The following is an 11,877-nucleotide window of genomic DNA, read 5'->3' on the forward strand; positions in this document are numbered from 1 at the left end:
TGTGGACTTGAACAATAATTGGCGGCGTTCTGTGATCGCTATTTGGCGTCATCGGCTACCAGGGAGTCATCAACCGCGACTGAACCCGGCAGAAGTCCCAGCCAAGGCGCCGGGCGATAGAACGTCGCTCTGAATCTTCCGAGGCTGCGTAAGACCTCGGCCGCTGTCTGTCCGCTGTGCATGAGGCTTCGGGCATTGCGTATTGGGCTTTCGGTGATGATTCGCGGGCGAGCGCGTCGAGCGCCGAGAATCATCTATCTTGATAAATTAGTTCGAGACGAACGCTGACACTGCTTTTGGAATTCGAACGACATGAACGACCGAAGGTCGATTTACGAGCAGGCATCTCTTCAGCACGACGGGAACTGGTGGAGCAAAGCAGGGCCGATGTTGGAATCTGCTTCCGCTGTGGCTACTCAGCCTACGGCGAGTCCCGCGGCCACGAGGTCGGGCAGGCCGCGCGCGGCAAGCGTTTCCCAGATTTGGTAGTCGTCACTCGGCGCGATCGCGCCAGAGCAGGGTACAGCTATCACGTTCAAACCCGCATCGCAGGCGCTGCGCAGCCCGGCGGGAGAATCCTCGATGGCGACCGAGCCGGATGTGGGCAGATCCAGCCGTTTGAGGGCGAGCACGTACGGATCGGGGGCTGGCTTGTGCCTGGTCACCATGTTCGCCGTCACGATTTGAGCGAAATAGGGTCGTGGTAGCTGTTCCAGGATGTCGATGACATTCATCTCGAGCGACATCGTCACCAGAGCCTGCCGGACGCCATTCTGGTGCGCAGTCTCGAGCATTTCTAGAGCCCCAGGCCGCCACAGGACTCCGTCCTGGCGATTCAGGGTTCGCATCCGTTCAGTAAGTGCCGAGGTGAGCGAGCCTAGCGTGCCTGCCGCTCCGCGTTCCCTCAGCATGCCTGCCAGCATCGGGATAGCACGACCGGAGATATCCACCGGTGACGGCCTCCACTCTTTAATACCCGATTCCTCAGCGATCTCCCAGCAGACGGCCGCCCATCGTTGCTCGCTGTCGATCAGGGTCCCGTCGAGGTCCCAGAGCAGGGCGCCTCCGGACTCAGCGGACACGCGATAGCGATCGCTCGATGCGGCGGCCGGTCTCAGCGTCGAAGAGCTGCGCGTCCTCGTCGCCGAAGCTCAGCGACACGGAGTCGCCTCGACGCACGCGCACGCTCTGGTCGGTACGGACTGCGAGTCTGACATCGCCGACCGTGACCTCCAGGATCCGGGTGGAACCTTCGAAGATAGTGGTGTGCACAATGGCAGTCGCATGGTACCGGCCCGTGCTGTCGATTCGCACGTGCTCCGGACGCACTCCGACCCTCACCTCTCGGGCGGTGGTGCGCTCCTCAACGTCACCGAAGATAGTGCGGTAGCCGCCATCGACTGCCGTTCCAGGGAGAAGATTCATCGGAGGAGACCCTATGAAGCCCGCAACGAACACCGTCGCCGGCTCGTTATAGATTTCATCGGGCGTGCCAATCTGCTCGAAGCATCCCTTGTTGATCACGGCAATCCGGTCGGCCAAGGCCATGGCATCGCTCTGGTCATGCGTGACGTGGATCGACGTCGCCCCCGTCGTCCGCATCAGATCGGCGATTTCCTGGCGCAGCGCGATGTGCAGCTGGGCATCGAGCCCGGACAGGGGCTCGTCGAGTAGCACCAAGCGAGCCTGCCGGGCGAGAGCTCGGGCGAGGGCGACTCGCTGCCGCTGGCCCCCCGACATTTGCCGGGGTTTACGGTCGAGTAGATCCTCGATATCCATCCGCTTCGCGAACTCCAGACCTCGCTGACGCGCCGCGGCACGATCCAGACCCAGGCCGTGCCGAAGGCCGAGGGTGATGTTCTCGAGCGCGCTCATGTGGGGGTAGAGCGCGAAGTGCTGGAAGACGATGGCTACATCGCGTTCGTGGGGCGGGAGATTCTGCTGGGGTTTCCCTCCGATTAGCACGTCGCCGGAGTCAAGCGCCTCGAGTCCAGCCACAATGCGAAGCAGGGTGGACTTCCCCGATCCAGAGGGCCCGAGGATGACGAGGGATTCACCGGCGGCGACCTCGATTGAGACGTCGTTGACCGCGGTTACGCCGCCGAATTGTTTGACTAGATGGCGAAGGGAAACCTCAGCAGACATGTTCGTGCTCCTTTGTTTGTTTACTTCGTGAGTGCGCTGATGCGATCGGCGGTGCTGGGAACGACGTCGTTGACGTCTTCGCCCTGGTCGACCATCGACTGCACCATGTCCTGCAGGTACTGGTTGGTGCGTCCAAGGTTTTCGCCAGCCCAGCCAGATCCGGCAACCGGGGTGCCCTCGTATCGCCAGGCGTAGCCGAGCGGGCCGTCGGCCTCGGGGCGCTGGAGCAGTTCGGCTTTGGCCTCGGTGTCGACCGGGATGTAGCTATTGGCCAGCGAGCTCGTCAGGATGACCTCAGGGTCGAGCATGGCGCCGATCAGCTCGTTGCTGAACGCAGCCCGGCAGGCATCGTCGGAGAGCACCATCCAGCCGTTACCACCCGCGGGGAGCTTCGCGGTGCCGCCGTCAGGGATCGGCATGTCCGAGATAGTCCAGTCGAACGAGTCGCCGATGCTGGCAGCCACGCTCGCGCCCACGGCGGGCGTGGCAAAGAAGTAGGCCACGTTTCCCTGCGTGAACTGGGCGATCGAGTCTTGCCAGCTCACCTGGTCTTCGAGCTTTTCGTCGCCGATGGTCTGATAAATCTTGAGCGCTGCCCGCCCTTCCTCGCTGTCGAAGCCCGCGGTGCCGTCCTTGTTTACGAACGTGCCGCCACCACTGCCGACGAAGGCCTGGACAAACCACCAGGCGATGTTGTCACGAGGGATCTGGATCGGGGTGGAGACGTCCGTCTTTTCCTGGATGGCACGCGCGTCCTCGAGGACTTCAGAGTGGGTGGTCGGCAGTGCGTCGATGCCAGCGGACTCGGCGAGGGTGGTGTTCGTGTAGAGCACGGGCACCGAGATCTGGAAAGGAGCGACGTAAGTCGTACCGTCGACCGTGCCGACGCTGAGATAGTCCCGGTCGTAACTGTCGCGGAGCGAATCAGTGTCAATCGCCTGTGGGCTGTATTTCTCCACCCAGAATTTGAGTTGGTCCAGGCCAAGCATGATCACGTCGGGACGGGATCCAGCGGCGATGTCAGCGACGACCTGCTGCGTGAGTTCGTCGTAGCTGGTGCCCTCGGGAGCAGCCTTGAGGTTGACGGTTAGGCCTGAGTACTTCTTCTCCAGCGTCTCCTTGCCAAGCTCGGCGGCGGCTTGACCTTGGCTGGCGTATTGGGCGGAAATGGTGACGCCGCTCGGATCGCAGGAGCTGACGTCGACCTGCGCGCTCGGAGCGGTCTCCTGGGCGGCCGAGCAGCCGGTCAGGGCGAGTGTGGAGGCAATGAGGCCAGCGCCAAAGGCGAGAGCTCTTCTGGGTACGGGCATGGGGATACTCACAATCTGTGCGGAGGAATGAAGAGGTGGTGAGGAGGTGGATAACGGGAGGTATTTGCGAGGCGTTGGACGTCAGCCCGGGAGTTCGCCGCCGGCTATGCCGCTGACGAACTTGCGTTGGGCCACGATGAACAGCACCACTATCGGCAGGGTCACGAGCAGGGCTGCCGCGGCAAGTTCGCCGTAGGAGGTGCCTGTCTCGGCCTGTTGGAACACTGATAGTGCGAGAGGAGGTGTGTAGAGCGAGCTGTCGCGCGCTACCAACAAGGGCCACAGATAGTCGTTCCAGTGCGTAAAAATCGACAGCACCGAGAAGGCCGCGATCGATGGCATCGACGTCGGGACGACGACACGCAGCAGGGTGGAGAACACGCCGAGGCCGTCGGCCTTCGCGGCCTCGAGCAGTGCGTCGGGGATCGTGACCATGTATTGCCTGAGCATGAAGATCCCGATGGCGCTCGTTGTGAAGGGCAGGACGAGGGCGGCGAAGGTGTTTGCGAGCCCCACCGAGCCGATTCCGAGATAGAGCGGAAGCGCGATGGCCTGGGTGGGGATCAGGAGGCACGCGAGCACGATCGCGAAGGCAGCATCGCGGCCACGGAAGCGCAGCTTGGCAAAGGCGTATGCCGCGGGTATGACCGTCACGAGCTGTGCGGCCAGGATGCCAAGGGTGACGAGTGCGCCGTTGAGCATGGCTTGGCCCAGGTTCGCTTGGTCCCAAGCGCGGGTGAAGTTGCCGAGGTCTAGGGATTCGGGAAGCAGCTGCAAGCCATCGAGCACGGCCTCGTCGGCAGGAGAGACCGACATGCGAAACATCCAGACGACGGGAAATACCGAGATCGCGGCGAATACGGTGACCGCCACAATCTGAATGCTCCTGCCTATCAAACGTCGGGTGCGGTGTGTGGTGCGCATTAGAGTTCCTTGTCTCCGAGGAAGGCTCGACGGCGAAGCACGCCAATGAGCACGAGAACGACCAGTAGCAGTGTTGACACTGCAGCCGCTTGACCGAGGTCGAAGTAGACAAAGCCGAGTCGCCAGGTCATGGTCAGGATGGTTTCCGTAGCCCCGAGCGGTCCCCCGCCGGTGAGGACGTTGACTGTGTCGAACACCTGCACCGCCTGCAGAACGGCCATGACTGTTGCAAACACGGTCGTCGGTCGAAGCAGGGGCAGTGTTACGCGACGAAACGTCGACCACGGGCCGAGGCCATCGGCGGCGGATGCCTCGTAGAGCGCCGTCGGGATGCTCGTCAAGCCTGCCAAATAGAAAATCATGACAAACGACGTCAGCCGCCAGATTCCAACCAGTGCCACGGTGATCAACGCGTACCTGGAGTCACCAAGAAAGTTGATCGGGGCTAGGCCGACCAGCGCAAGTGCCTCGTTTACAAAACCGCCACGGTTAGCGAAAATCCAGCGGAACACCACGGCCATCGCGACCATGTTGGTGGCGAAGGGCAGGAATAGGAGCACCTGAAGAAGTGGCCTGGCCCGCCGAAACGAGGCAACCAGAAGGGCCAGGCCCAGTCCGAGGACCAGGCTCGGGATGATCGTCATCGCTGAATACAGCACGGTATTCCAGATCGACTCGACAACCGCGGGGTCGGAGAAGAGAGCCGTGTAGTTCTGCAGCCCAGCCCAGCGCCACACAGTTCGGTCGCCGAGGTCGATTTGGAACAGGCTTCCCACGAGCGCAAGAACGCCGGGCAGTAGCAGAAAGAGCCCGATCAGGATCAGCGCTGGCAGGGCAAGCGCCCAGCCGCCGATTCGTATGCCCCTCACAAGCGTTCCCCCGCGAGCGTGGCGAGCGGGTAGGCCGCGAGAAGACCGTCACGATGCAGCGCGACGGCCGTGCCGTCGTGCACGACCAGCGGAGCCAGGATCGGAACTCCGGTGGCGAAGCGGCCCAGCTCGTCACCCGTGCGCGCGTCTAGCGTGACGATGTCACCGTCGAGCGCCGGGATCAGCAGCCGGTCGCCCACCGTGGTCGCCTGGGCGAAGAGCGGATGAGGACTGCGCCGGTAGGTCAGGAAGCACTCGTCGGAGTCGGCCGCAATTTCCGTGCGCCAAAGCTGCTCGCCCGAGACGGGGTCGAGCATCGCGACAGCGCCGCCGGCGTCGACGACTAACACGCCGTGGCTGCCGAGATTGACCCCGACAGGGTTCCACGGCACTGAGGTCGGGTACGACCAGCGTATTGCGGAACCGGACGCCGAACGCCGGAAGACATTCGTCAGTCCAGTGGCGATCAGGTCGCCCGTTGCAGGGTCAACGCTGGGGGTGCGTATCGGCAGGCCGGCGCCGCTCGTCAAGACATCGAACAAGCCTTCAGCCACCACCTCGTTAGAGTTCGCGATCGTCTCGCCCGTTTTCGGGTCAAGTCGTACGGGCGTGCTCGGCTCGGGAAACCCCGCCCAGAGCACCGTCGTCAGGCTGCCGTTCGCTCCCGATCGGTCGACTACCGGGGCGCTGAGGGTGATGAAGATCTGATACGCGGCGATGTCCGATCGCTCCCACACGATCTCGCCTGTGCTCTGGTCGAGGGCTCGGAGTGCAGCCTGGTCGCCAACCAAAACGAGTCCGTCGACGAGTGTCGGTGGGTAGAAGCCAAAGCGCCGAAGCGGGTCCGATGTCGGCCGCTGCCACAACATCTCACCCGTGCTCGGGTCGTGCGCCCACGTCGTTCCAGACACAGTCGAGCTGATGATAGCCGCGGTCCCGGCACCCGCGGGCGCGCTACGCAGCGGAGCGTCAAGACTGGCCTGCCACAGGGGCTTTCCCGAGCAGGCGTCGTATGCGGCCAGCGCGCCGCGGGCCTCATCATCGAGCGCGAGCGGTACGAGCACCCGACCGTCAGCAACGATGAAAGGTGTGCGCTGTCCAATCGCCGGGGTCGATGTGCTCCAGAGTGCCTGTGTGGTGCGGGCCCAACCTGAACGGGTGTCGGATTGTGGAGGATAGGTTTGGTGTGACCCTGTGGTGATCCGCTCGCCGTCCCACACAACGATGCGATATGTGGCCGGAGAGTTGTCTACACCGCCGAACATGGCCGGAGGGGTGTTCACGTGCAGCGTGGGGCCGCTCGCGACGACCCGGGAGGTGTGCCGGTGGCCGGAGAACGTCGCGATCGGGGCACTGGGCAGCCCGTCGAGAATGGAGCGCCACGGCTGGTCGTGACAGAGCATGATCCACGGAGTCCCGGTCGCGAGCATCTCAAGGTCGGCGCGTAGCCAGGTGTCCTGGGTCTCGTGGTCTAGACCGAGTTCATGCGTGAACCAGTCCACGGCAACGACGTGGAGGCCAGGTAGATCAAACGAATACCACCTGGGCCCCAGGTAGTCTTCGTAATGCCTGGGCTCCCCGGAATGGATGGCATAGCCGTTGCGGCTAACCAGATCCGTCGGATCCGGAACGAGATGGTCGTGGTTTCCCGGGATCGCGTAGACAGCCAACTCGGTCGTTGCGGTCGCAGCGACGAAAGCTGCGAATTCTTCGGGCAGACCACGGTCGGTCAGGTCTCCCGTGACGACGAAGGCCTCGAGTCCCGGATGAGCCGCGGCGATCTCGCGGAAGGCCTGCGACAGGCGTTCGCCGGTCCCGATTTCGGCCGGTTGGGGATAGCCGGCTCCCGTGCCGAGGTGGGTGTCTGTGAGATGTGCAAAACGGACGGGCAGCTGCACCGGAGCTGGGCTGAGGGTGAATACCGGGTCGATCGCGCTTGCGCCGACGTACCATCGGTCGACCCGCCATCCAGCCGGCCGGGTAATGAACACGGGTCCGCGGACCTGGTCAATCCGAAATCGCCCATCCTCGTCGGTGCGAGTGACCCGTAAGCCGTCGCTGACGACGACTCCTGGCATCGGTGAGCCTGCATCACTTAGTACGGTGCCTTGCATAATTTCCCTCTCTGCGTCTCTCGGCCGTTAGATGCGGTGAGAGTTAACGACTGCCTCGGATGCGGCGCGCGCTTCGGGCGCGCCTTCGAGCTGCATAGCCAGGACGCTGTAAATGGCGTCGATCAGTGACAGGTGGACGATTCGACTAGTCATGGCCTCGACCCGATAGCGTGTCTCCGAGCTACCCGCGACGAGCAAGAGGTCAGCGAACTCAGCCAACGGTGAGCTGAGGAAGCTGGTGATTCCGACAACGACCGCCTTTGACCTGACGGCCGTGCGGGCGACGTCCAGCGTCGACGTCGTTGACCCCGTGTGGCTGATCACGAAACAGACGTCGCGCTCATCAAGGCCGCGGGCGATCACCTCTTGGGCAATGAAGTCAGGGGTGAACGCGGCGTCGAGCCCAAGTGTCGTGAAACGGTAGGCAGCGTCTGAAGCGAGCGGGGCCGAAGTGCCCACCGCGGCGAAGCGCACGCGACGTGCCTTCACCAGCGCAGTGACAATAGCTACGACTGTGCTCGGGTCAAGATGCGCCGCAGCATCCTCAAGCGCAGCACTACTCTCGCGCAAGGTCCCCAACACGGTCGCGGTAACCGGATCGTCGTCGTGTGTCGCGGCCGGGCGCTGGGGAAGGACGGTCTCGCGGGAGAGAAGCAGCTTGAATTCCTGAAATCCGTGCAGGCCGAAGCGCTGGCAGAACCGCACTACCGAGCCGACGGACGTGCTAGAGACCTGAGCCAGTTCGGTCACCGAATAGGTCATAACCGAATGAGGGTCAGCACGCACCACTCGCGCGATCTGCGCCTCGGATGGCGAAAACGCAGCCGAATCGCGACGGATCTGCTCGAGGATCGGCTGCTCATCAGAGCGTCAGAGCCTCGACACTGTCTCAGGCTGTCTATTCATGGTGCTCACGCTAAGAATCGCGCGTGACCGGTCAGTGACACCCAATCAAACGGCGGATGAACTTTCCAGATACTCGCTGTTCATGGAAAGAAACTCCAGAGACACCCCTCTGATCATCCCAACGCAGAGTTGCCAGTAGTCGCGCAGGAACATTCAAAATCTTTGGTCACCCGGCCGTGAAGATCACCGTACCGAGGGGCCAGGCAGCCGTCCTGGGCTCCGAAAACGCAGCCACGCCCAACACACCGAGACCCCGGAACCGAGCGCCCAGGGCATTTCATTCTTGATCCTCTTCCAGCTGACGTTCCTTCTAAACACCTTTGTGCTGATCGACACGCTGCACAGTTGGTTGAGCGGTTTCGTCAAAGTCAGCGCGGTCGGTCGCATGATCACGACGGCAAGTTCGCGAGCGATATCTGGCTGGCCCTTACCGACGTCGCCGTGATCGTAGCGATCTCCGCGCGTCTGACCGTATGGGCGTACGTGTGGAAGCCCTAAATGTCAGGGTGCACAACTTCCGTGATGCGAACCCTGACTCAGCGTCGAAATTGGTCGCCTTCAGCCACGCTAAGCGCAAGGCGACTTTTCCGGCCGACACTCTGCCTCGGGAATCTAAAGCTTTCCGAGGCACGCAAACCCTCTCCCGGACCGCGGGAAGGAGTGGCGGATTTCCGGGGCGCGATGCGTCTCGGAAACATGTCTTACCGCAAAGTGTCTTTTCTCCGCCGCTGCTAGCAGTTGTTGAGGCAGAATGGCCCGGTGAGACATCTCGGGTACACACGGGTCAGCACCAGAAGCCAAGACGCGAAACTGCAAGTCGATGCGCTCGTCAAGTCCGGCGTCCAAGAGCGGGACATTTTTGCCGACGTCACCTCGGGCAGCCGGACCGCGATCTCGCGCCCAGGGATGAAGAAGCTCCTCGAGTACACCAAGCCCGGCGACACCGTCGTCGTCTGGCGGGTCGATCGGCTTGGACGGTCCCTGATCGATGTGCTCAACACGGTGAAGCTGCTCCGAGAGCAGGACGTGCAGGTGAAAAGCATCTCGGATGGGATCGACCCCTCGACGACCTCGGGCCGGTTGATGTTGAACATGCTCGCCACTTTGGCCGAGTACGAACGCGAACTGATCACAGAACGCGTCAACGCCGGGATCACCGCAGCCCGGCAAGGCGGAACCAAGTTCGGCCGGCCCCTGTCAGATCCCGTCGTCGTTGCTGACAAGCTCAAGCTCGTCGCCGAGGCCAGGGCGAAAGGCCGCACGGCGAAGGAGGCGGCGAAACTCGTTGGGTGGAGCCGGGCGACTCTGTACCGTCACCAACAGGCCCTCGCGGCTCGCGAGAGCGCCACCGTGTAGGTGGCTCGTGGATGCGGCGGAGCGGTGGCGTGTTCTTCGGCTGCATGTCGAAGACCAGATCCCGCTCGTCGTCCTCGCTCGAGAGACCGGGATCTCTGTCCGAACTCTGCAACGCTGGCTCCAGCTCTACCGCGCGGGCGGCGTCGCAGCCCTCGACCCTCACCCTCGCACCGACAAGGGTGTCCGCCGAACCTCATCGGAGACGGTCGCGTTCATCGAACGTTTGGCGCTGACCCGGCCACGCCCAAGCATCGCCACCCTGCACCGGCTCGCCTCCGCGGAGGCGAAAGCTCACGCACTGCCGGTGCCGAGTTACGCGACCGTTCGCCAGATCGTTCAGGCACTCGATCCGGCCCTTGTCACCCTGGCACTTGAGGGGCCGGTCTCGTACCGGGACAAGCACGAGCTCGTGTTCCGCCGCCGCGCAGAACACCCCAACCAGACATGGCAGTCCGATCACACCGAACTCGACATCCTCATCGTCGGCGCCAACGGGAAACCCGACCGGCCCTGGCTCACCACGGTCATGGACGACTACTCCCGCGCCATCTGCGGATACATGGTCTTCACCGGCGCACCCTCAGCGATCAACACCGCCCTGGCTCTCCGGCAGGCGATCTGGCGGAAGACTGACCCGGCGTGGGCGATGTGCGGCATCCCCGACATCCTGCACGTGGACCACGGCTCCGACTTCATCAGCCACCACCTCGAGCAGACCGCACTCGCCCTGCACTTCAGGATTATTCACTCGACCGTCGGCCGGCCCCAGGGCCGAGGGAAGATCGAACGGTTCTTCGGAACCATCAACACCGAACTCCTGGCCACGCTCCCTGGCCACCTCGGACCGGGCAGCCGAACACCAACGCCCCTGCTGGACCTCGCTGGTCTCGACCGCGCGATCAGCGAATTCATCGGCACCTACAACGACCGGACCCACAGCGAGCTGGGGATCTCACCGCGAGACGCGTGGGTCGCGGACGGCTGGATGCCTCGTATGCCCGACAGCCTTCAAGAACTCGACGGGCTCCTCCTTACTGTTCCAAAGAACCGGGTCGTTCAACGCGACGGCATCCACTTCCAAGGCCAGCGCTACCTCGCCCCAACCCTCGCCCAGTTCGTCGGTCACACCGTCACAATCCGGTACGACCCCCGCGACATCTCCGAGATCCGCGTTTACGACCGCGACACGTTTCTCTGCACCGCCATCGACGAAGCTCACCCCAACCTTCGCCTCAGCCTCCGCGACATCGAAACCGCCCGCCGCGCCCGCCGCAAGCAGCTGCGGCGAGCCATCAACGACCGCATCCCGATCGTTGCCACCCGCGAGGAACTTCGCACCCCCGAACCCAGCAAACGGCGGCCGAAGTTGCGCACCTACGAAGAGGATGAGTGATGAACCAAGCATTCATCGTCACCAAAGAACACCGACGCTTCACCGAGTTCGCCAACGCCGTCCGAAAGGAGAAGACCATCGGGATTTGCCACGGCGCCGCCGGCGTCGGGAAGACCAACTCCGCCCGCCGCTACGCGAACTGGGACGCACTCGAGCCGTATATCAACGCATGGGGACCGAGAGGTGATCACGACGCCAAGCACTACGCCCTGGCGAACCGATCCCGCACCGTCTTCTACACACCCGAAGTCCTCTGCCGGCCCAAGGACCTCATGCACGACATCGACCACTGGCAGATCAAAGTCGGGATCTGCGCCGACGAGCACCTCCGCTCCCTCATGCCCGACGGGGAAGTGGTCAGGCAGAACGACGTCACTCGCCTCGTCGAGCTGCTCATCATCGACGAAGCCGAACGGCTCACCCCCACCGCCCTGGAGCTTCTTCGGGACCGGCACGACCGCACCCACCTCGCGATGATCCTGATCGGCATGCCCGGCGTCGACGAACGCTTCCGCCACTACCCCCAGCTCTACAGCCGCCTCGGCTTCTCACACCACTACCGTGCCCTCGGCCGTGAAGAGCTCCTCTTCGTTCTCGATCGCCACTGGAAGCGACTCGGCAGGACTCTCGACCCTGACGACTTCACCGACGCGCAAGCCATCGCCGCGATCGAACGCATCACCCGAGGCAACTTTCGCCTCCTCGAACGGCTCTTCCCTCAGATCAACCGGGTACTCAAGATCAACCAGCTCGACACCATCACCGACGACGTCATCGAAGCCGCCGCCAGCATCCTCGTCATCGGCAATTAGCGACACAAAGCGATCACAGAACACCGCCAAAGAGCGGCAAACTCCACA

At 63.1% G+C, this 11,877-nt stretch carries 10 protein-coding genes; 3 read left to right on the forward strand and 7 right to left on the reverse strand.

All coding sequences use genetic code 11. The features are described 5' to 3' along the window. Nucleotides 1–416: 416 nt before the first annotated feature. The 7 genes from AC1Q6C_RS32860 to AC1Q6C_RS32890 form a co-directional block, all read right to left on the reverse strand. Complete coding sequence (locus AC1Q6C_RS32860) at nt 417–1,082, reverse strand: HAD family hydrolase (protein ID WP_045245711.1); 666 nt, start codon at nt 1,080–1,082, stop codon at nt 417–419. Beyond that, nucleotides 1,072–2,145, reverse strand: a complete 1,074-nt coding sequence (locus tag AC1Q6C_RS32865) for an ABC transporter ATP-binding protein (protein ID WP_045245710.1) — start codon at nt 2,143–2,145, stop codon at nt 1,072–1,074. Before AC1Q6C_RS32865 ends, AC1Q6C_RS32860 begins: the two co-directional genes overlap by 11 nt. Nucleotides 2,146–2,165: 20 nt before the next feature. After that, on the reverse strand, nt 2,166–3,455 hold the full coding sequence (locus tag AC1Q6C_RS32870) for an ABC transporter substrate-binding protein (RefSeq protein WP_158505496.1): 1,290 nt from the start codon (nt 3,453–3,455) through the stop codon (nt 2,166–2,168). Nucleotides 3,456–3,536: 81 nt separating this feature from the next. After that, nucleotides 3,537–4,328 carry a carbohydrate ABC transporter permease gene (locus AC1Q6C_RS32875; RefSeq protein WP_228179087.1) on the reverse strand — a complete coding sequence of 264 codons (792 nt, stop codon included), beginning with the start codon at nt 4,326–4,328 and terminating at the stop codon, nt 3,537–3,539. Nucleotides 4,329–4,378: 50 nt separating this feature from the next. Continuing rightward, nucleotides 4,379–5,248, reverse strand: coding sequence for a carbohydrate ABC transporter permease (locus tag AC1Q6C_RS32880; RefSeq protein ID WP_045245719.1), 870 nt, complete (start codon nt 5,246–5,248; stop codon nt 4,379–4,381). Further along, on the reverse strand, nt 5,245–7,362 hold the full coding sequence (locus AC1Q6C_RS32885; protein ID WP_084603745.1) for an outer membrane protein assembly factor BamB family protein: 2,118 nt from the start codon (nt 7,360–7,362) through the stop codon (nt 5,245–5,247). The genes AC1Q6C_RS32880 and AC1Q6C_RS32885 overlap by 4 nt, the downstream gene beginning before the upstream one ends. A gap of 27 nt (nt 7,363–7,389) precedes the next feature. Further along, a complete protein-coding gene (locus AC1Q6C_RS32890) occupies nt 7,390–8,214 on the reverse strand; it encodes a MurR/RpiR family transcriptional regulator (RefSeq protein ID WP_045245721.1) in 825 nt (274 codons plus the stop codon). A gap of 813 nt (nt 8,215–9,027) precedes the next feature. Between AC1Q6C_RS32890 and AC1Q6C_RS32895 the strand changes: the two genes are divergently transcribed. Genes AC1Q6C_RS32895 through AC1Q6C_RS32905 form a run of 3 tightly spaced genes read left to right on the forward strand, consistent with a single transcriptional unit; the run spans nt 9,028 to nt 11,829 of the window. Beyond that, nucleotides 9,028–9,624, forward strand: a complete 597-nt coding sequence (locus AC1Q6C_RS32895) for a recombinase family protein (RefSeq protein WP_045245692.1) — start codon at nt 9,028–9,030, stop codon at nt 9,622–9,624. A gap of 7 nt (nt 9,625–9,631) precedes the next feature. Continuing rightward, on the forward strand, nt 9,632–11,017 hold the full coding sequence (locus AC1Q6C_RS32900) for a TnsB C-terminal domain-containing protein (protein WP_085370114.1): 1,386 nt from the start codon (nt 9,632–9,634) through the stop codon (nt 11,015–11,017). After that, a complete protein-coding gene (locus tag AC1Q6C_RS32905; protein WP_045245673.1) occupies nt 11,017–11,829 on the forward strand; it encodes an AAA family ATPase in 813 nt (270 codons plus the stop codon). The genes AC1Q6C_RS32900 and AC1Q6C_RS32905 overlap by 1 nt, the downstream gene beginning before the upstream one ends. Nucleotides 11,830–11,877 lie beyond the last annotated feature (48 nt).

This window comes from Rhodococcus sp. MT28 (assembly GCF_058792695.1).